Raw genomic sequence first — 21,639 nt, 5'->3', positions numbered from 1 at the left:
GGAGAGATGAGCAGTGGAAAATTATACGAGAATAGTAGAGGCAGGCCGGAACTTACAATATGAAGAAATGGAGGATGCGGCCAATCGGATGTTTTCAGAGGAAGCGAGTATAGAGGAAATGGCGGCTTTTCTTGTTGCTTTGTCTAAAAAAGGAGAAACAGCGACTGAGGTGGCGGCATTGGCTGCGGTCATGACGTCTCATGCGGTAGAGCTGAACGTCCCGATTGCACGTTATTTGGACAATTGTGGAACAGGCGGCGATGGATCGAACACATTCAATATTAGTACGACATCGGCTTTTGTCTTGGCAGGTGCCGGTGTGAAAGTGGCGAAACATGGCAACCGGAAAATAACAAGTGCTGCGGGCAGCCAGGATGTACTCGACTCGCTCGGCATCCATTCCCTCTTTACACCTGACGATATGAGCACGATGCTCCAGGAGGAAGGAATTGCCTTTCTGTTCGCGCCGATCGTCCATCCGAAAATGAAACGGATCGGCATGGTCCGCGCAATGATAGGGAAACCGACGATTTTCAACCTCGTTGGGCCGCTGACGAATCCAGTTCCAATTAGCACTCAATTTACAGGCATCAACCGTCCCGATTTCATTATGGAATACGCGTCCGTCATGCGGATGCTGGGCAGGGAAAGGGCACTTGTCGTGTCAGGGGCGGGAGGACTCGATGAAGCGTCACTCGCCGGGCAGAACTCGTTTGTCCTGATGGATAAGGGCGACTTGATTCCATTCTCACTCAACGCGGAAGATGTAGGGCTTTCATATGCACCCCTATCAGCAATCCGCGGTGGAACCCCGGAGGAGAATGCCGCCATGATACGTTCTGTGCTCCAGGGCGAGCGTGGTCCGCGCTTTGACACGGTTGTGTTCAATGCAGGTTTAGGATTGTTCACGAACGGCGTTGCCGATTCGATTCAGGAGGGGATTGAACGGGCGACTGACAGCATTCTTTCAGGCAACGCGCTCCAGAAATTGGATGCTGTCGTCGCCTTCAGTGAACAAATCAGGCAGGAGGCGATGGTGCGATGACAATTTTAGAAAAGATTTTACAAACGAAACGGCTTGAAGTGAAACAGCTGCTAATGGAGGAACGTGTCGTTTCATGTGAAACAATGTCGAAACGGCCCGCCCTTTTTGAAACGCTAAAGCAATCAAATCGCTTGGAAGTCATTTCGGAAATGAAACGCGCATCCCCCTCTAAGGGAATGATTGCCGGAAATACGGATCCGGTCGCGCAGGCAAAGACTTATGAGCAAGCAGGCGCGGCGTGCATCTCGGTATTGACGGATTCTACCTTTTTCAAAGGTTCATACGAAGACTTAGCATCGGTTGCTGAAGCGGTAAAAATACCGTTGCTCTGCAAGGATTTCATCATTCATGAAGTGCAAATTGACCGTGCGAAACAGGCGGGTGCTTCCGTTATTTTGCTCATAGTGGCGGCGCTTGATGATGCGACATTACAAAGGCTTCATAACTATGCAACGGACCAAGAACTCGAAGTGCTAGTGGAAGTCCATGACGCAAAAGAACTGGACCGTGCACTCTCAGTGAACGCAAAACTGATTGGCGTTAACAACAGGGATTTGAAAACGTTCGAAGTGGATCTTGCAAGGACAGAAGAGGTAGCGCAGCATTTTCCGTTCAATGAAAACCGCATATTCATCAGCGAAAGCGGAATCATGGACGCGGAAGATGCAAAACGGGCAGCGACAGCCGGAGCGAGCGCTGTCCTCGTAGGAGAATCGCTTATGCGGAGCGCTTCCGTTGAAGACTCGCTCCGTTCACTGCAAGTTCCGAAGGCAGGTGTGCCGCTATGACGAAAGTGAAAATTTGCGGGTTGATGGAGCCTGAGCATGTAATAGCTGCGGTGGAAGCGGGTGTGGATGCGGTCGGCTTCGTGTTTGCACCGAGCAGACGCCGTGTCGCGATTGCGCAAGCGAAGGAACTGGCACGATTTGTTCCGGATCACGTCATGAAGATTGGGGTTTTCGTCAATGCGACGCAAGAGGAATTGGGGTCGACTTTTCAGGATGTGCCGCTCGATTATATCCAATATCATGGCGATGAGACGGAAGAATTCATTAAAAAAGTTGGTCTTCCTTCCATTAAAGTATTATCAGTGCGCGGCAGTGAAGATGTAGCGAAAGTGTCTAACTATGAGACGGAGTATGTCTTGTTCGATACACCGGGTGTTGAATTCAAAGGCGGAAGTGGGAAGGTGTTTGACTGGAGTCTGGTGGAGCAGAATGTGCCCACAGACCGCCTGATTTTGGCGGGCGGTCTGAATGCGCAAAATGTGAAGGAAGCGATTCGGCAAGTTCGTCCATACATGGTGGATGTGTCGAGTGGGGTGGAGATTGATCGGAAGAAAGATCCAACGTTGATCCGCGAATTCATTCGCGCAGTGAAAGAGGAGGAGAGCTGAGATGGCGGTAGAGATGAGAAAAGGTAGGTATGGGAAGTTCGGTGGGCAATATGTGCCGGAGACGTTGATGTCTGCATTAATTGAATTGGAGAATGCGTATGGGGAGGCGAAGGCCGATCTGAAGTTTAAGGAGGAACTGGACTATTATTTACGTGATTTCGTCGGCAGGGAGAATCCGCTATATTTTGCGGAGCGGTTGACGGAGAAGGTCGGGGGCGCAAAGATATTCTTGAAGCGGGAGGATTTGAATCATACGGGTGCCCATAAGATCAATAATTCGCTCGGGCAGGCGCTGCTTGCTATGCGGATGGGGAAACGGAAAATCGTGGCGGAGACGGGTGCCGGGCAGCATGGTGTGGCGACGGCGACGGCTTGCGCGCTGTTCGGTCTGGAATGTGTCGTCTTCATGGGGAAAGAGGATATCCGTCGACAGGAGCTGAATGTGTTCCGGATGGAGCTGCTTGGAGCGAAGGTCGTATCAGTCGACAAAGGCTCGGGCACATTGAAGGATGCCGTCAATGAAGCGCTCCGCTATTGGGTCGCGAATGTGGAAGATACGCATTATATATTAGGATCTGCGCTCGGACCGCATCCATTCCCGGAAATTGTGCGTGATTTCCAGCGAGTGATTGGCGTGGAGACGCGTCGGCAGATTGTGGAGAAGGAAGGGCGCTTGCCTGACGCGGTTGTTGCGTGCATCGGTGGCGGGAGCAATGCGATTGGCATGTTCCATCCGTTTGTCGAAGATGTGGGAGTTGCGCTATATGGTGTCGAAGCGGCGGGGAGTGGAGTGGAGACAGGGCTTCATGCGGCTGCGATTGCGGACGGGAAGGAAGGCGTATTGCATGGGGCATATATGTATGTGCTACAGGACGATGACGGTTTCATTCAAGAAGCGCATTCAATTTCGGCAGGGCTTGATTACCCTGCAGTCGGGCCGGAGCATTGCCACTTGCATGACATCGGAAGGGTGAAATATGAGGCTGTGACGGATGCGGGAGCGCTGGAAGGCTTGCAATTACTCTCAAGGACGGAGGGTATCATCCCTGCCCTCGAAAGTGCGCATGCCATCCAGTTTGCAGTGGACTTGGCGAATCGCATGGGGAAGGACCAAATTGTCGTCGTCTGTTTGTCGGGACGCGGGGATAAGGATATGCAGACGGTACGTGATGTGCTTGGAGGTGGAGTGGAATGAAGACGTTGGAGAAGAGAATCCGTGAATGTAATGACGAAGGTAAAAAGGCGTTCGTACCATATATGATGGCTGGCGATGGAGGTCTAGGAAAGTTGAAGGAGAAGCTGCTCTTTTTACAGGAAGCGGGTGTGACAGCAATTGAAATCGGCATCCCGTTTTCAGACCCGGTGGCGGATGGGGAAGCGATCCAACAGGCGGGAGCGCGGGCACTTGCGGATGGCGTGACGCTACGGAACGTGTTGGAGGAGCTTGAGAGATGCAAGGGTGAAGTGACGGTACCTTTAGTCGTCATGACATATTTGAATCCGGTTTTAGCGTTCGGCGTGCCGCAATTTGTCGAAGCGTGCAAGCAGGCGGGGATTAATGGCTTGATCATCCCGGATTTACCGCTTGAGGAGAGCGTGCCGCTTCGCAATGAATTGAGAGAGACGGATATCGCATGGATTCCGCTCGTGTCGTTGACAAGTCCTGATGAACGGATTGCAAGGATAGCGGAAAGCGCGGAAGGGTTTCTATATGCCGTTACCGTTAATGGAATTACGGGTGCGCGGAATGATTTCCGTGAGGATATTTACTCTCATTTGCAGCGTGTCAAGCGGATCTGTACTGTGCCGGTATTGGCTGGGTTCGGCATTTCGACACCGACACAAGTAAGGGAAATGGGCAATCATACGGACGGCGTTATCGTCGGGAGCGCGATTGTCGAAGCTTTTCATCGGGATGAATTGGAAAAGATCCGCGAATTGGTGAAGGCGAGCGTAGTGAAAGTTGAAATTGTCAATTAACACTGAAACCTTTTAGGCACCTATGACGTACATATAGCAAAGGAGTTGTACGGCATGCATTTGGATTTGATCAGACAGGAAGTGGAAACGACATATGACAAAGTGAAATCTTTGGCAGGCTGGAGCGTCGACAAGAACGTTGTGTTGACGATCACTTCGTATTATGTGACGGCGGAGAAAGAGTTTAATGCTATGGATTTCAACCGCGCCATGGCCGCCTTGAAGGAAAGGGCAGGCTGGTTTTCACCATTGCGCGGACATCTGTTGCCGATGATGGCTGCATTTCTAACACAAGCCGACGACTCGGTGGAAGAGGGAGCCGATCGTCTGATGGATAAGCAGCGGACGTTGAAGCAGGCCGGGTTCCGGAACTCGATTCATTCCTATCTTGCCGCGCTGCTTATGGACGATGATAGCGCAAGTCTAGAGGAAGAGGCGCACCGCGCTAAAAAACTATATGACGCGATGAAAAAACAGCATTATTTTCTTACATCTGATGATGATTATGCGTATGCAGTACTGCTCGGGAAAATGGGGGAAGACCCCGTAGAGCATGCCAAGGCGATGCGTTCTTATTACGATGCGTTGCATGAAGAAGGTTTCCGGACGGGCAATGAGCTTCAGTGGCTGTCGCAAGTCATGACGTATATGGATATCGCTTTCCAGCCACGGCTTGTTAAAAGGGCTTGGGAACTTTACGAGAGGCTCCGTGAGGAATTAAAAGCGAAGCCAATCCATTATCCAATGGTCGGATTCCTGACAGTTTTCGAGGTCGAGGACGCGAAAATCCAGGATATCATCCTCCTTGCAAAGCAATTGGAGCAATCGAAACGGTTCAAATGGAACAAGGGAATGGCTCTGTCAGTCGCTATCGGCCATGTGATGCATGGGTTGACGGAAAGAGCCGATGAGGTGAGTGTCAGTCTTGCCTCATCCGTCGAATTGATTTTGCAGGCGCAACAGGCGGTGATGGCCGCAACGGTTGCGGCTGTTGCAGCTTCCTCGGCTGCGAGTTCGTCAAATTAATGATATGAAATGAATAATTAAACAGGAGAAGAGGCTATTGGCATATAACAATGGCTTTTTCTTCCTGTTTTTTTGTTGTGCATGACGAATAAATGAAAAATATTTTAATTTAAAAAATCATTAAGAAAACGTTTAGTTAGCAACGTTTGTAACATATTTGTCACATTAGAAATAATACAAGATTTAGATATTCTAAAAAAACAGTATTGTCAGGACTTATGATGTGTAGTATATTGAGTTCAATAACTTCGAATGAAGTCTGAATATTAGTTATTCGGTAAAGTGTCAGTTTGTAAGGAGGAAGTTCTATTGAAAAACCCGGTTTTGGAAATAAAAGATCTTCGTACGTCATTCAATATTAAGGGCGACTATTATGCCGCGGTAGATGGAGTTTCCATTACAGTCCACGAAAACGAAGTCGTTGCAATCGTCGGTGAATCGGGTTGTGGTAAAAGTGCATTGGCCCTTTCTGTAATGGGGCTGCATGACCGGAAAGCAACGAAGCTTGAAGGACAAGTGAACTTTGCCGGACAAAATCTGCTGACGTTAACACGCTCACGGTTGGACAAAGTAAGAGGGAAAGACATCGGAATGATCTTCCAAGATCCGATGACCGCTTTGAATCCACTCGCGATAATTGGACGGCAGATCGAAGAGCCGATGGATTATCACATGAAACTGTCCGCGAGTGAAAAGAAAAAACGTACATTGGAACTACTTCGGAGAGTAGGTATTAAAAACGAGCAACGCGTCTATGAGCAATATCCGCATGAATTATCGGGTGGGATGAGACAACGTGTCGTCATCGCAATCGCACTTGCATGCGACCCGGTCCTTCTACTGGCGGATGAGCCTACGACAGCTTTGGACGTTACGATTCAAGCACAAATCATGGATTTGATGAAAGAACTGCAAAACCAGATGAAAACTGGCATCATCCTGATCACGCATGACCTCGGAGTTGTTGCTGAAATGGCAGACCGCGTCGTCGTCATGTATGCAGGGGAAGTCGTTGAAATAGCAGATGTGAAAGACCTTTTTGAAAACCCACTGCATCCGTATACAAGATCATTATTGAATTCTATCCCTTCCAATATGGAAGGAAAAGAGAAATTACATGTCATTGATGGAATCGTTCCATCCATTCAGAACCTCGACCGCAAAGGGTGCCGTTTCGCACCGCGGATCGCATGGATTCCTGAAGAGGACCATGAGGAGATACCGGAAATGCATGAAGCGGCACCGAACCATTTTGTCCGATGCTCATGCTATAAAACGTTCTACTTCCCGGAGGACAGAGTAGGAGAGAAAGAATATGTCGCTACTAACAGTTAATGATTTGAAAGTACATTACCCGATTCGGGGCGGTTTTTTCCGTAAAGTAGTAGATCATGTCAGAGCCGTCGATGGCATCAGCTTCGAATTGCAACCCGGTGAGACTTATGGTCTGGTTGGAGAATCAGGTTGCGGCAAGACGACATCCGGACGTGCGCTTATCGGCTTGAATAAAGCGACTAGTGGGGAAATGCTGTTTGAAGGAAAGGACCTTGCTAAACTAAGCAGGGCCGAAAGACGCAATTACACGAAAGATATTCAAATGATTTTCCAGGACCCGTATTCATCTTTGAACGGACGGAAAAACGTATTGAATATCATTGCGGAGCCTCTTCGCAACTTTGAGAGACTATCTCCTAAAGAAGAGTTATTGAGAGTACAAGAGTTGGTGGCGCGTGTTGGTTTAAGCCCTGAATCGATCTATAAATACCCCCACCAATTCTCAGGCGGGCAAAGGCAAAGGATCGGGATCGCGCGTGCACTCGCATTAAATCCGAAATTGATCATTGCGGATGAGCCGGTTTCCGCGTTGGACGTATCCGTTCAGGCTCAAGTATTGAACTTCATGCAGGAAATTCAAGAGGAGTTCAACTTGACGTATCTATTTATCTCGCATGACTTAGGGATCATCCAGCATATGTGCGACCGGATCGGCATTATGTATCGGGGTCGTTTTGTAGAGGAAGGGACGGCATCCGATATCTACAACAACCCACAGCACGTCTATACAAAACGGTTGATTGCTGCGATTCCAGAAATGAATCCAGAAAAACGTTTTGAGAAGATGCATTTACGTCAATCAATCAATCAGGAATACCAAACTGAGTATAATAACTATTTCGACAAAGATGGGCGGATGTTCGACTTGAAGAGAGTCTCGGATACGCATTCCGTCGCCATGCTATAAGGAGGATGAAGTAAATGTTGAAATTCATTTTACGAAGAGCATTGCTCATGATTCCGCAGCTCATCCTCCTCAGTCTCATCATCTTCATGCTTTCAAAAGCGATGCCGGGTGATGCGGTAACGGGGGCGTTCATGTCGAATCCTAACGTTTCACCGGAGCAGGTAGAGAAAATTCGTGAAAAATTAGGTCTGAACGATCCATGGTACGAACAATATGGGCGGTGGATCGGAAAAGCGGTACAAGGTGATTTCGGACAGTCATATGTCCATAAACAGCCAGTAACATCGTTATTGGCGGGCAGGATCGAAAACACAGTGCTTCTGTCACTTTTCACAGCTATTGTCATCTATCTGTTAGCCATACCGCTAGGAATTGTAGCGGGAAGATGGACAGATACATGGGCGGATAAAATGATTGTAACCTATAACTATTTTGCTTTTGCGACTCCATTATTCATTTTCGCCTTATTGATGCTGTTCCTTTTCTCTTTCATATTGGGATGGTTTCCGATTGGAGGAAGCGGAAATATACGAATAGACCCAGGAAGCTGGGAATATATCGTCGACAGAGCCAAGCATTTATTCTTGCCGGTTATGTCAGGTGCTTTAATAGGTACGTACGGAACAATCCAATATTTACGGAATGATATTATTGACCAGAAGATCAAGGATTATGTAAAGACTGCCCGTTCTAAAGGTGTACCTGAGGGTAAGGTGTATACCCGCCATATCTTGCGAAACTCCCTCTTGCCGATTGCGGCTTTTCTCGGGTATGAAATCACGGGTCTAATTTCCGGTTCAATATTCATTGAATCCATTTACAGTTATCCCGGTCTCGGACAACTTTTCCTTCAATCCATTGCGCAACGAGATTTCACTGTCGTTACGGCACTCGTCATGGTTTCCGGTGCTGCCGTAATCATAGGGACTTTGCTATCGGATATTATCCTCAGCATTGTCGATCCTCGTATACGTATTGAATAGAAGATGAAGAGAAGGAAGAGGAGGGAAAGTAATGACAAATCCAGTCATAGATGAAAAAAAATTGATTGCTCAAGAAAAACTAAATAATCCATCGCTTTTGCGTACGATTTGGCGTGAAATAATGCACGATAAAATGGCGTTGGGCTCATTAATTTTGTTTACAATCATCGTATTATCGGCTTACATTTCGCCATTATTCGTTGACCAAACAGCATTGACGCGAGTGAACTTCTTAAACGTCTGGAAGCCGCCTTCCTTAGATAATTGGGTCGGGACAGATGATGGAGGGCGAGACGTATTTGGCCAGTTGATGATCGGGACACGGAACTCGCTCACAATCGGAGTCGCAGTCACACTCATTGCCGGGTTGATTGGCTTGACATACGGCCTGATATCTGGGTATTACGGAGGCGCAGCCGACAATGTTATGATGCGTATTCTTGAATTCCTCATGGTATTGCCGTCATTGATGTTCATTATTGTATTTGTAACTATTGTACCAAACTATAATGTATTTACATTCATCCTGATCATGAGTATTTTCGCCTGGTTTGGAAAAGCGAGGCTAATCCGCTCCAGGGCTCTTCAGGAAAGGGAGCTTGATTACATTAACGCTTCCAAGACATTAGGGACTCCAAGTTTCAAAATCATGTTCTTTGAAATGTTCCCTAACTTAAGTTCACTCGTCATAGTTAATATGACACTTACGCTTGCTAACAATATCGGGATCGAGACCGGGCTGACTTTCTTAGGATTCGGCCTGCCCGCTGGAACTCCTTCACTTGGAACGTTAATTTCGTTCGCAAGGAATCCCGATATTATAAAGAACAAGTGGTGGGTTTGGTTACCTGCAGCATTGCTGATCCTAGTAATGATGCTGTGTATAAATTACGTCGGGCAAGCGGTCAAACGCGCGTCAGACGCAAGGCAAAGATTAGCCTAAAAAATAAGGGGAGGTAATACAAATGGCAAAGAAGCAGTTTATGCTACTTGCGAGTCTGTTGCTTGTTCTCAGCGTATTTTTAGCTGCATGTACTGGCAAAGAAAAAGAAGGCGCTGGTGATAAAGAACCGGCAAAAGAACCAGAAAAGAAAGAAGAACCAAAAACGGAAGAGAAGCCGGCTGAGGATCCAAGCGCAGGCCTTGATTTCCCGTTCGAAGTAACGAACAATGCTGAGCCAATGGCAGACGGAGAATTGACGTGGGCTATGGTAACAGACACTCCGTTTGAAGGTACGTTAAGCCGTGTGTTCTACTCAGGGACATTTGATGCTCAAGTTATCGAGAAATTTGATGAGGCTCTACTATCTTCAGATGGAGATTACTTGATCACTAATGACGGTGCAGCTACTTACGAAATTTCAGAAGACAATAAAACACTCACATTAACTATCAAAGATGGTGTAAAATGGCATGACGGCGAGCCGGTAAAAGCAAGTGACCTTCTTTACTCATACCAATTGCTTGGTCACCCTGATTACACTGGAGACCGTTACGATTTCATGATTGAAAACGTTGTTGGTATGCCGGAATACAACGAAGGTAAAACAACAGAAATCTCTGGTATCGAAGTTTCAGATGACGAGAAACAAATTTCATTCACATTCACAGAAGCAACACCATCCCTATTGTCTGGTTTTTGGTCATATGCAACACCTAGGCACCACGTAGGGGATGTTATGACTGGCGAAATTACAATCGAAGAACTTGAAGCTTCCGATAAAATCCGTGTGAACCCAATCGGCTTCGGTCCTTACAAAGTTGAAAAAATCATCCCAGGTGAATCTGTCCTATACGTCCGCAATGATGACTACTGGAGAGGTAAACCTAATCTTAAATCACTGGTCTTGAAAGTTGTAAGCTCCGCTTCTATCCTTGAAGCACTTAAGAAAGGCGATGCTGATATCGCTTCAATCCCAGTTGATCAATATCTAAATGCAAAAGAAATCGACAATATCGAGCTTCTTGCGGATATTGACTATGCATACACATATATCGGGTTCAAACTTGGTAAATGGGATCCTGAAAAGAAAACAAACGTAACAGATCCAAATGCTAAAATGGCTAACAAACTTGTTCGTCAAGCTATGTGGTATGCAATGGACAACGAAACAATCGGTAAAGAACTTTACCACGGTCTTCGTTTCCCTGCAACATCATTGATCATTCCTGTATTCGCAAGCTTCCATGATGCGGACCTTGCAACACCATCTTATGATCCTGAAAAAGCGAAAGCACTTCTTGACGAAGCAGGATATAAAGACGTTAATGGCGATGGATTCCGTGAAAATGACAAAGGTGAAGAATTCGTTCTTAACTTCGCTTCCATGTCAGGTGGAGAAACTGCTGAGCCGATTGCACAGTTCTATATGCAAAACTGGGCTGACGTCGGAATTAAAGTACAACTTCTAGACGGACGTCTACACGAGTTCAACTCGTTCTATGACATGGTTAAAGCAGATGATCCAAAAATCGACATCTACCAAGGAGCATGGGGAACTGGTTCTGACCCAGATCCATCTGGCCTATACGGCAGAGATGCTGCATTCAACTACAGCCGTTTCACAAACGAGAAGAACGATGAGCTTCTTGCAGCTGGTACATCTGAAAAGGCATTTGATTCAGACTACCGTAAAGATATCTACAAACAATGGCAAGCGCTTATGGCTGAAGAAGTTCCGGTTGCACCAACTGTATACCGTTACTACCTAATGGGCGTTAACAAGCGCGTTGTTAACTACTCAATCGACCCAGGCTCTGATCTATACTTGTATGATTTGGGTGTAAGTGAATAAATAATTATCGGTTCTGATCGATAATCAACCGCCATCCGGGAAACTGGGTGGCGGTTTTATTTTTTGAAACCGTATTGTAATATTCTCAAAAGTTTGATAGGATTGAACTTACCAATTAACCGACTAGGCTATTAATTCAGAGAGATGGAGAGATGGGGGAAATAGAAATGAAGATTTACGTATCCGTTGATATGGAAGGGATCACGGGGCTGCCTGATTACACGTTTGTCGATTCTGCCAGACATAATTATGAACGTGCGCGGCGTATTATGACAGAGGAAGCAAACGCTATCATACGAGCGGCGATCGGACAAGGAGCTGAACAAGTCCTTGTGAATGATAGCCATTCCCAAATGAACAATCTGCTTTTGGAGGAGTTACATCCTGATGCAGATTTGATAACCGGTGGTATGAAAGCGTTTTCTATGGTGCAGGGACTGGATGAGTCATTTGACGGTGCTATCTTTGCCGGATATCACGCAAGGGCAGGTCAGCCAGGTGTCATGAGCCATTCAATGACCTTTGGCGTCAGGAATATGCATATCAATGACGTGGCCATCGGCGAGCTTGGCTTAAACGCATATGTAGCGGGTCATTACGGAGTTCCTGTCATCATGGTCGCCGGGGATGATCGTGCATGTATGGAAGCGCAAGCCTTGATTCCTGGGATTGTGACCGCCGCTGTCAAGCAGTCGATTTCCCGTTCCGCTGTCAAGACGTTGCATCCGACAAAGGCGCATGCATTAATCGAGGAAAAGACTGCAGAAGCGATTACTAAACGCTTAGCAATTAAACCGCTCGTACCTCCGGCAAACCCGGTTTTACGAATTGAATTCACGAACTATGGTCAAGCGGAATGGGCCGCGCTCATGCCGGGGTGTGAAATCGAGCCGGATACAACCATCGTGAAATTTGAAGCGAAAGATATTCTCGAAGCGTACCGGGCAATGCTCGTGATGGTCGAGTTGGCAATGCAAACAAAGTTCTGCTAAGGGGGAGTGGCGCGTGGCAATTTACATAGTTAAGAGATTCTTCATGATGATTGCGACAATCCTCATCATCGCGACACTGACATTCTTCTTAATGCATTCGATACCAGGCTCGCCGTTCGATGAAGAGCGGACATCGAATCCGACAATCCAGGCGAATCTGGAGAAGTTCTATAAGCTAGATCAACCGACACATGTGCAATATGTGCACTACTTGAAGTCAATTGCGACGTTCGATTTCGGACCATCCATTAAAAAACCGAACGAGTCGGTGAATAAATTACTTGCCAGAGGCTTTCCGATTTCATTCGAGCTTGGGATGGTGACGATTCTCGTTGCTGTCATATCGGGGATTACGTTAGGGACATTCGCTGCATTGCGACATAATGGCATCATCGATTATGCGGCGATGGCATTCGCTGTTATCGGGATATCCGTTCCTAACTTCGTATTGGCGACGGTGTTGATCCAGCAAGTGGCGGTCAACTGGAATCTACTCCCGCCTGCTACGTGGAGCAGCCCTCTCCATATGATTTTGCCGACATTGGCGCTTGCCACTGGTCCGACGGCAATCATTGCACGTCTGACAAGGTCGAGCATGTTAGAAGTCTTGACGCAGGATTATATGAAAATGGCGAGGGCGAAAGGATTATCGCCGATGCGCATCGTCCTTCGGCACGCATTGCGCAATGCGCTTATGCCGATCGTCACAATCATGGGGACGATGCTTGCGGGAATTTTGACGGGAACATTCGTCATCGAAAAGATTTTTGCGATTCCGGGCATGGGAAAATATTTCGTCGAGAGCATCAATAACCGGGACTACCCAGTCATCATGGGTTCGACCGTATTCTATAGCTCCTTCCTCGTATTCATGTTGTTTTTAGTAGATATCGTCTATGGATTCCTTGATCCGCGCATTAAACTTCACCGAAAGGAAGGTGATGCGTGATGGTAAGTCATCAGCAAAAAGTTCAAGTCCCGGATGAATGGTTCAAACCAATAGGGAAAGATGCGGAGAAAGCGGAATCAGTCGTACGTCCATCACTTTCCTATTGGAAGGATGCCTGGCGTAGATTGCGGAAGAACAAATTGGCGATGGGTGGGCTAGTATTCTTAATTATTCTGACATTGTTCGCAATTTTTGCTCCGATTCTATCACCACATAATATAGAAACAACGCAATATGCAAACCAGAACTTGGCGCCATCTTCGAAACATTGGTTTGGGACGGACGACAAAGGGTGGGACGTCTTCACGAGAACTTGGCATGGCGCTCGCGTTTCACTGTTCGTCGGTGTTGCCGCCGCTTTGATCGACTTTTTCATCGGCATTATCTACGGCGGAATTAGCGGTTATAAAGGCGGAAGGACGGACACCGTCATGATGAGGATCATTGAAATCCTTTATGGGCTTCCTCATCTGCTTGTCGTCATTCTGTTAATGGTCATCATGGGTCCAAGCTTGACGACGATCATCGTTGCGCTGACAATCACCGGATGGGTCGGAATGGCCCGTATTGTCAGGGGGCAGGTGCTGCAAATCAAAAACTATGAATTTGTTACGGCCTCGAAATCTTTCGGAGCGAGAACACCTAGAATTATTCGGAAGAACTTGCTTCCCAATACAATGGGACCAATCATTGTCCAAATGACATTGACTGTGCCAAGCGCCATTTTCGCGGAAGCCTTCTTAAGCTTCATCGGGCTAGGCATCCAGGCGCCTGTTGCGAGCTGGGGGGTTATGGCGAATGACGCATTGCCTGTCATCTTATCAGGACATTGGTGGAGGTTATTCTTCCCTGCGTTCTTCATTTCAATGACAATGTTTGCATTTAACGTCCTCGGAGACGGTATGCAAGATGCACTTGATCCGAAACTGAGGGGGTGAAAGGTTTGGACATGAAAAAATTTGCACCGATTGATGAAAATCAAGGCGGGACCGCGATTGCGCCAGGCCTGAAACAATCGCGTAAGCGTACTAAAACATTTACGGATGTCATGCTCTCCGTTCAGGATCTGCATGTATCTTTTAAGACGTTCGGGGGGGAAGTACAAGCTCTGCGCGGCGTTTCGTTCGATCTGTATAAAGGGGAGACTCTTGCCATCGTCGGGGAGTCGGGCTGTGGAAAAAGCGTCACCGCGAATACGATCATGGGACTCATTCCAAAACCTGCGGGACGCATTAAAAATGGAAAAGTCCTGTTTAAAGGGAAAGATTTGACGAAGCTCGATAAATCCGAGATGAGAAAGGTGCAAGGGGTCGACATTTCGATGATCTTCCAAGATCCGATGACCGCCTTGAACCCGACACTTAAAATCGGCGAGCAGTTGACGGAAGGGTTGCGGACCCATCAAAAAGTGAGTAAAGCCGAGGCGCTTCAAAAAGCGATCAACTTGCTGGAAGTGGTCGGTATCCCGAATCCCGATGAACGAATGAAACAATATCCCCATCAGTTTTCCGGAGGGATGCGTCAGCGGATTGTCATTGCAATCGCTCTGATCTGCGAGCCTGAACTGCTAATAGCTGATGAGCCGACAACTGCACTGGACGTCACAATCCAGGCACAGATTCTAGAACTATTTGAAGAGATTCAGGAACGTACGGGCGTCTCAATCATTCTCATCACGCACGATTTGGGAGTTGTGGCGAAAATCGCAGATCGGATTGCGGTCATGTATGCAGGGAAAGTCATTGAAATCGGCGATAAGCGCGAAGTGTTCTATACACCGCAGCATCCTTATACAAAAGGGCTTCTCGCTTCTGTGCCGAGGCTCGACTTGAAGGAAGAGGAACTTCAGCCGATCGAAGGGACCCCGCCGGATCTATTTTCTCCGCCAATCGGTTGTCCGTTCACGGCGAGATGCCCGTTCGCCATGGAAGTATGTGAACGCATCTATCCTGCAACGACCAGCTTATCCGAAACTCATGCAGTCGATTGCTGGCTGCAGGATGACAGGGCGAAGAAAGTGATTGGTCAAAACTAGGTTTTTCGCACGAAAGTGCTTTGTAAGTCATATATCAACAAGGGGGCTATTGGTATGAAGAAGTGGTTATCATTTTTGATGGTGGCAATGCTTGCACTTGTTCTTGCGGCATGTACTGCAAACAAGGAAGCGGGCAAGGAGCCTGAAAAACCGGCAGAAAATACGAAGACGGAAGATGGAAAAGAAGAGGGTAAAAAGGAAGAGGCGGCTGCAGGAGAGAAGATTCTCCTAATGAATAACGGGGAAGAGCCGACATCGTTCGATCCATCCATCGGGTTTAACGCAGTGTCCTGGAGTGCACTGAACAATATCATGGAAGGTCTGACACGTCTTGATAAGGACCATAAAGCGGTCGAAGCGACAGCTGAAAAAATCGATATCTCCGATGACGGATTGACGTATACATTCACAATCCGTGATGGCGCAAAATGGTCGAACGGCGATCCGGTCGTAGCTGGCGATTTCGTATTCGCTTGGAAACATATGCTGAATCCGGAAACAGCATCACCAGCGGCATTCCTAGCATACTTCATCGAAGGAGCGGAAGAGTACAATACTGGGGAAGGCTCTCCAGATGACATCGCAATCGAAGCGAAGGACGAGAAGACGTTCGTCGTCAAATTGACGTCTCCGAACGAAGCATTCTTGAATATCATCACAAACCCAAGCTTCTTCCCGATCAACGAAAAAGTGGCTTCAGCCGATCCGACTTGGCATACGGAAGCTGCAACTTTCGTAGGGAACGGACCATTCAAATTGTCCGCATGGAGCCACGATGTAAGCTTCGAATTTGAAAAGAACGAACATTATTGGGATGCTGACGCAGTCAATTTGGATAAAGTCCACTGGGCAATGGTCAATGACACGACGACAGCTTATCAAATGTATCAATCCAATGAGTTGGACGTGACGGGCGTACCGTCTGAAATTGCGGATCAATTAAAGGACAGCAAAGAACTTCGCATCGATGACCAAGCGGGCTTGTATTTCTACCGCTTCAACACGTCAATGGAGCCATTTACGAATAAAAAGATCCGCCAAGCATTCGCGTATGCGGTCGATCAAGAGGAAATCGTCAATTTTGTAACGAAAAATGGCGAGAAGCCGGCACATGGCTTCGTCACATACGGCTTCATCGGGCCGGACGGCAAAGAATTCCGTGAAACAGTAGGCGACCTCGTCTCCTTCAATCCGGAAAAAGCGAAACAACTTTTGGAAGAAGGAATGAAAGAGGAAGGCTATACGGAGCTTCCGAAAGTGACACTCTCTTATTCAACGAGCGAATCGCATCAGAACATCGCGATCGCCCTTCAATCCAAGTTCAAAGAAGTGCTCGGCGTTGACGCAGAGCTGCAAAACGTGGAAAGCGGAGTATTCCTTTCCGAGCAAAAAGAGTTCAAATACCAAATGTCCCGTTCCTCATTCCTGCATGACTATGCAGACCCTGTGAACGCGCTTGAAAGCTTTATCACCGGCTCTTCCATGAACCGTACAACATGGTCGAATGCTGAATATGATAAGCTCATTGCGGACATTAAAAATGAAACGGACGAAAACAAACGTTGGGAGTTGTTGAAGCAGGCCGATAAGCTCCTCATGGACGAAATGCCTGTATTCCCACTATACTTCTACAACTCGACATCACTTGAAAAAGAAGGCGTTTCCGGCATTCTGCGCCACCCTGTCGGCTATGTCGACTTGAAATACGCAGATAAGAACTAATGAATGAACAAGTCGCGGTGTCCGTCATGGCGCCGCGACTTTCCAATTTGAGCCCGCGGGAAATCCAATTATATGTAAGCAGTTAGTCGCGCCAAATGCCTTTCGACAATTCATGAACTAGTTGCAGGCGTTATGCGCGTGTCAGCGAGTTTATGCGTAATTCCAGTGATTTATGCGCGAGAAATGAAATTTATGCGTATATGAATGATATTATGCGGGAGTACGATGATTTTTGATTGAAAGAGGTGCAGGGTAATGAGAATACGACCGAAAAGGCTTCAGCAGGGGGATACGATCGGCATAGTCGCGCCGTCAAGCCCGCCGAATCAAGAGAATCTTGAACGCTCGCTCTCTTTTCTGGAACAGCTTGGCCTGAAATGGAAATTCGGACAACATGTGAAAAATGTTAACGGCTATTTGGCAGGAACGGATGATGAGAGGCTGCAGGATTTGGAAGACATGTTCGCGGATCCTTCGATCAGCGGCATCATTTGTGCGGGGGGCGGCTACGGTTCGGCCCGCTATGCCGATCGGTTGGATTTGCAACTGATCCGGGAAAACCCGAAAGTGTTCTGGGGATTCAGCGACATCACCTTCCTCCATACCGCAATCGGTCTCTATTCGGATCTTGTCACCTTCCATGGTCCGATGCTCGCTTCGTGCGTCGGGAAAGACAGTTTCAGCGAGCTGTCTGCGAAGATGTTCCAACAATTATTCGAACCGATGGAGCTTCATTATACGGAAGAGATTTCACGGCTGACGGCACTTGCAGGGGGTAGTGCGCAAGGCGAGCTTGTTGGTGGAAATCTATCATTGCTGTCCAATACGATCGGTACGAAATTCGAAATCGATACGAAGGGCAAGCTGCTGTTCATTGAAGACGTCGGCGAGGAACCGTATCGGGTCGATGGGATGCTGAACCAACTGCGCATGGCAGGGAAACTTGCTGATGCTGCGGGCATCGTCATCGGGGATTTCTCTGACGTTGAGCCGAAGAAACAACAAAGGACCTTGTCGTTGGATGACGTGTTCCGCCATTATTTGGGCGGCTTGAATAATCCGGTTGTGGAGGGCTTCAAGATAGGCCACTGCGAGCCGCATTTCGCGATTCCGCTAGGGGTCGATGCAAAGCTTGACGCAGATAATAAGACGTTGACGATTTTGCCGGGGGTGGAATGAATGCGCATCCGTTCAGTCGAAATAATTCCTGTCGCAGTGGCGCTGACAAAGCCGTTTAAAACGGCGTTGCGAACGGTGACGACGGCCTATGCGATCTACGTGAAAGTGACCTGTGAAGACGGACGAATCGGTTGGGGGGAAGCACCCCCGACCCACGTCATCACGGGCGATTCACTTGGAAGCATTACATACACGATTGAAGAGGTCATTGCTCCACTTTTGCTAGGGAAGGATTTACGGAATCGCGAGGAGGTCTTCCGCCTGCTGAAACGGTCAATCGTCCGCAATACAAGTGCGAAGGCCGCTGTCGATATGGCCATCCATGATCTGCTTGGCCAGTTGGCCGGAATGCCGCTTTATCAATTGCTCGGCGGTTACAGAAGTGAAATTGAAACCGACTTCACGGTCAGTGTCAATGACGCCGCAGAAATGGCGGATGACGCGGAACGGTATATTGCGGACGGTTTCAATGTGTTGAAAGTGAAAGTCGGGATCGGGGAGATTACCGACGATATCGAGAGGATCCGAGCAATCCGGGAACGGGTCGGGGAAGGACCGAAAATCCGTCTCGATGCGAACCAAGGGTGGAAGCCGAAAGAGGCTGTCTTTGCAATCGGCAAGATGGAAGACGCGGGGCTCGACATCGAATTGATTGAGCAACCGGTGCCTGCAGATGATATCGATGGGCTCCAGTACGTGACGAATCATACGATCACGCCGATCATGGCGGATGAGAGCGTGTTTTCCGCGAGAGATGCACTCCGTGTGTTGGAGCGGCGGGCGGCGGATTTGATCAATATCAAACTTATGAAATCAGGCGGCATCCATGAGGCGCTGAAGATCAATGCATTGGCAGAGACATATGGTGTCGAATGCATGGTCGGCAGCATGATTGAGACGAAGCTCGGGATTACGGCGGCAGCCCATTTTGCAGCGAGTCAGCCGAACATTACGAGATGCGATTTCGATGCGCCGCTAATGCTTGCGGAGGATATTGTCGCAGGCGGGATCGTTTATGCTGGAAGGGTCATCCGAATGCCTGAAGGACCTGGGCTCGGATTGGATCAGAAGGGAATGGGACTGATTGGGAAGGGGGCAGGACAATGACGGAGTTGACAGTGAATATGTATGTGTGCGCAGTGCCGGTCGCGACGGTATGGACTTCGCCGGAATCAGCGCGGGGGATGGATGCGGACGGGGTATCCAATCCGCTTCAACTGAATAAATGGCTGGAGAAGCTTGCGTATGAAGAGCGGCTCGATCTTTGCAATGGTAACCGGGTGCAAACGCAACTGTTATACGGCGAACCGGTAATCGTCGACGAAATCGAGGGCGAATGGGCGAAGGTGATTGCGGTATGGCAGCCATCGAAGAAAGACGAACGGGGCTATCCGGGCTGGGTGCCGCTCCGTCAATTGAAGAAGGCGACTCCGTTGGCGGAAGCTGGTGGATTTGTGAGAGTGGCGGTCGCGAAAGCGCAATTATGGAAACCGGACGGGACGCCGCTCATGATTGTGCCGTTCAATACGATTTTACCTTTGACCGATGAAAGCGACGACCATTTCCATGTGGAAACGCCGGACGGAGAGGCATTGGTCCTGAAAGCTGATATTGTGCGGGCGGCATCTGTCCATACATTCAAAAAGCGGAATGCGGCAGCCGCCGTCGAAGAGGGACTTGCCTATTTGGATCTTCCGTATTTCTGGGGCGGCATGTCTTCGTACGGCTTTGACTGTTCGGGCTTCACGTACAATATGCTGAAGGCTTGCGGGCATATCATCCCACGGGATGCCGGCGATCAAGCGAAAAGCGGCGAGGAAGTGCCGGTGGATAAACCGGAGCGGTGGGAAAAGGGCGATCTGCTGTTCTTCGCGAATGATGAAGGGAAAGGCAATGTCAGGCACGTCGGATTCTTTTATGGAAACGGGCTGCTTCTGCATTCTCCATCGACGGGGCAATCGATCGAGCTATTGAAACTTGCAGGTTCGAAGTTGGAACGGGATTTGTGCGCAGTCCGCCGTTACGGCAACGATGAAGGGGGAAATTGAATGGCTGGAGATGTGATTTTATCCGTACAGGACTTGAAACGCCATTTTGACGTGGGTAAAGGGTTGAAGCTGAAGGCGGTCGACGGCATCAGCTTCGACATTTTCAGAGGGGAGACATTCGGGCTTGTCGGGGAATCGGGCTGCGGCAAATCGACTGCGGGACGGACGATTCTTGGCCTGTACAATAAAACGGACGGCGAAGTTTTTTATGAAGGACGCAGCGTCCATACGATGACCGATAACGAACGCCAGCGCTTCCTGAAGAAAATGCAGATGATTTTCCAGGATCCGTACGCCTCGTTGAATCCACGTTCGACTGTTTATGAAATCATTGCCGAGCCGATGCAGATACATGGAATGTACAAGTCACAGGCGGAAATGCGGGCACGTGTGAATGAATTGCTTGAAGACGTCGGCTTGAACCGGGATCATGCGAACCGCTATCCCCATGAGTTTTCCGGTGGTCAACGGCAGCGTATCGGGATTGCCCGGTCGCTTGCGCTCGATCCGGAATTCATTATTGCGGATGAGCCGATTTCTGCGCTTGACGTGTCGGTGCAGGCGCAAGTTGTCAAACTGCTTCAGCGGCTGCAACGTGAGAAGGGATTGACGTATTTATTCATCGCCCATGATCTGTCAATGGTCAAATACATTTCCAACCGGATCGGTGTCATGTATTTGGGGCATATGGTCGAGCTTACGACGAGTACGCAGCTGTATGATAAGCCGTTGCATCCATATACGGAAGCGCTGCTGTCGGCGATTCCGATTCCGGATCCCGACATTGAGGAATCCCGCGAACGGATCCTTTTGAAAGGCGAGCTGCCGAGCCCGATCAACCCGCCGTCCGGCTGCGTTTTCCGGACACGCTGTCCGTACGCGATGCCGGTCTGCGGGGAGCTGAAACCGAAATGGCTTGAAAAGGAGGAAGGGCATTTCGTTGCCTGCCACTTGCATGACGAGGAAGTGATGAAGCGGTCGGATGCGGTGAAGATTCCAGTGGGGTCGTCCTGATAAATCGGGGCGGCTTTTTTGGTTAAGGAAATTTCTTGGGGGGTTATATGTGTGTCAAAGGTCCCGAAATGAGCATAACCTGCTGAAAATCGCGCATAAGTAGCCTCAATTCGCGCAAAACCCCCTCGAAACCGCGCATAACTAGCCTCGATTCGCGCAAAACTTGTCCGGTCAGCCGATTAGGTTTGCTTCGCGGGTGTCAGTATGGGGTATCCGCCGCTAACGACGCGATT

The 21,639-nt window shown here is 48.5% G+C and carries 20 protein-coding genes; all 20 read left to right on the top strand.

From position 1 onward, the window contains the following. Window positions 1-13 precede the first annotated feature (13 nt). The 20 genes from trpD to M3191_RS08735 all read left to right on the top strand — a co-directional run bounded on the left by trpD (window position 14) and on the right by M3191_RS08735 (window position 21,406). Entirely contained in the window at window positions 14-1,045 is a 1,032-nt protein-coding gene (gene trpD, locus M3191_RS08830; RefSeq protein WP_353056517.1) for an anthranilate phosphoribosyltransferase, read from the top strand. Continuing rightward, window positions 1,042-1,833, top strand: a complete 792-nt coding sequence (trpC, locus tag M3191_RS08825; protein ID WP_251700024.1) for an indole-3-glycerol phosphate synthase TrpC — start codon at window positions 1,042-1,044, stop codon at window positions 1,831-1,833. The genes trpD and trpC overlap by 4 nt, the downstream gene beginning before the upstream one ends. Continuing rightward, a complete protein-coding gene (locus M3191_RS08820) occupies window positions 1,830-2,441 on the top strand; it encodes a phosphoribosylanthranilate isomerase (RefSeq protein ID WP_251700023.1) in 612 nt (203 codons plus the stop codon). Before trpC ends, M3191_RS08820 begins: the two co-directional genes overlap by 4 nt. A gap of 1 nt (window position 2,442) precedes the next feature. After that, window positions 2,443-3,636, top strand: a complete 1,194-nt coding sequence (gene trpB / locus M3191_RS08815; protein ID WP_251700022.1) for a tryptophan synthase subunit beta — start codon at window positions 2,443-2,445, stop codon at window positions 3,634-3,636. Continuing rightward, window positions 3,633-4,421 carry a tryptophan synthase subunit alpha gene (gene trpA, locus M3191_RS08810; protein ID WP_251700021.1) on the top strand — a complete coding sequence of 263 codons (789 nt, stop codon included), beginning with the start codon at window positions 3,633-3,635 and terminating at the stop codon, window positions 4,419-4,421. Before trpB ends, trpA begins: the two co-directional genes overlap by 4 nt. Window positions 4,422-4,475: 54 nt before the next feature. Then, window positions 4,476-5,447, top strand: coding sequence for a DUF4003 family protein (locus tag M3191_RS08805; protein ID WP_251700020.1), 972 nt, complete (start codon window positions 4,476-4,478; stop codon window positions 5,445-5,447). A gap of 309 nt (window positions 5,448-5,756) precedes the next feature. Beyond that, window positions 5,757-6,782, top strand: a complete 1,026-nt coding sequence (locus M3191_RS08800; protein ID WP_251700019.1) for an ABC transporter ATP-binding protein — start codon at window positions 5,757-5,759, stop codon at window positions 6,780-6,782. Beyond that, the gene (locus M3191_RS08795; protein ID WP_251700018.1) at window positions 6,763-7,689 is read left to right on the top strand and encodes an ABC transporter ATP-binding protein; all 927 of its coding nucleotides are present in this window, start codon (window positions 6,763-6,765) and stop codon (window positions 7,687-7,689) included. Before M3191_RS08800 ends, M3191_RS08795 begins: the two co-directional genes overlap by 20 nt. Before the next feature lie 14 nt (window positions 7,690-7,703). Then, a complete protein-coding gene (opp4B, locus tag M3191_RS08790) occupies window positions 7,704-8,672 on the top strand; it encodes an oligopeptide ABC transporter permease (RefSeq protein ID WP_251700017.1) in 969 nt (322 codons plus the stop codon). Window positions 8,673-8,703: 31 nt separating this feature from the next. After that, the gene (locus M3191_RS08785) at window positions 8,704-9,615 is read left to right on the top strand and encodes an ABC transporter permease (RefSeq protein ID WP_251700016.1); all 912 of its coding nucleotides are present in this window, start codon (window positions 8,704-8,706) and stop codon (window positions 9,613-9,615) included. A 22-nt stretch (window positions 9,616-9,637) separates the two neighbouring features. Further along, on the top strand, window positions 9,638-11,467 hold the full coding sequence (gene opp4A / locus M3191_RS08780) for an oligopeptide ABC transporter substrate-binding protein (RefSeq protein WP_251700015.1): 1,830 nt from the start codon (window positions 9,638-9,640) through the stop codon (window positions 11,465-11,467). Between the two features lie 167 nt (window positions 11,468-11,634). Further along, window positions 11,635-12,459: a M55 family metallopeptidase gene (locus M3191_RS08775; RefSeq protein WP_251700014.1), complete on the top strand. Its 825-nt coding sequence runs from the start codon at window positions 11,635-11,637 to the stop codon at window positions 12,457-12,459. 13 nt (window positions 12,460-12,472) lie between these two features. Further along, the gene (locus M3191_RS08770; protein WP_251700013.1) at window positions 12,473-13,408 is read left to right on the top strand and encodes an ABC transporter permease; all 936 of its coding nucleotides are present in this window, start codon (window positions 12,473-12,475) and stop codon (window positions 13,406-13,408) included. Continuing rightward, window positions 13,408-14,346, top strand: coding sequence for an ABC transporter permease (locus M3191_RS08765; protein WP_251695915.1), 939 nt, complete (start codon window positions 13,408-13,410; stop codon window positions 14,344-14,346). The genes M3191_RS08770 and M3191_RS08765 overlap by 1 nt, the downstream gene beginning before the upstream one ends. A gap of 110 nt (window positions 14,347-14,456) precedes the next feature. After that, on the top strand, window positions 14,457-15,443 hold the full coding sequence (locus M3191_RS08760; protein ID WP_251700121.1) for an ABC transporter ATP-binding protein: 987 nt from the start codon (window positions 14,457-14,459) through the stop codon (window positions 15,441-15,443). Window positions 15,444-15,497: 54 nt separating this feature from the next. Further along, window positions 15,498-17,165: a peptide ABC transporter substrate-binding protein gene (locus M3191_RS08755; protein WP_251700012.1), complete on the top strand. Its 1,668-nt coding sequence runs from the start codon at window positions 15,498-15,500 to the stop codon at window positions 17,163-17,165. A gap of 255 nt (window positions 17,166-17,420) precedes the next feature. Continuing rightward, window positions 17,421-18,344 (top strand): S66 peptidase family protein, encoded by a 924-nt coding sequence (locus M3191_RS08750; protein ID WP_251700011.1) that lies wholly within the window; start codon window positions 17,421-17,423, stop codon window positions 18,342-18,344. Continuing rightward, on the top strand, window positions 18,345-19,451 hold the full coding sequence (locus tag M3191_RS08745; protein ID WP_251700010.1) for a mandelate racemase/muconate lactonizing enzyme family protein: 1,107 nt from the start codon (window positions 18,345-18,347) through the stop codon (window positions 19,449-19,451). Continuing rightward, a complete protein-coding gene (locus M3191_RS08740; protein WP_251700009.1) occupies window positions 19,448-20,392 on the top strand; it encodes a C40 family peptidase in 945 nt (314 codons plus the stop codon). The genes M3191_RS08745 and M3191_RS08740 overlap by 4 nt, the downstream gene beginning before the upstream one ends. Next, window positions 20,393-21,406: an ABC transporter ATP-binding protein gene (locus M3191_RS08735; protein ID WP_251700008.1), complete on the top strand. Its 1,014-nt coding sequence runs from the start codon at window positions 20,393-20,395 to the stop codon at window positions 21,404-21,406. Window positions 21,407-21,639 lie beyond the last annotated feature (233 nt).

This window comes from Sporosarcina luteola (assembly GCF_023715535.1).
GTDB lineage: Bacteria > Bacillota > Bacilli > Bacillales_A > Planococcaceae > Sporosarcina > Sporosarcina luteola_B.
The sequence above is the reverse complement of the archived record's forward strand: the minus strand, read 5'-3'. Positions and strand labels throughout refer to the sequence as shown.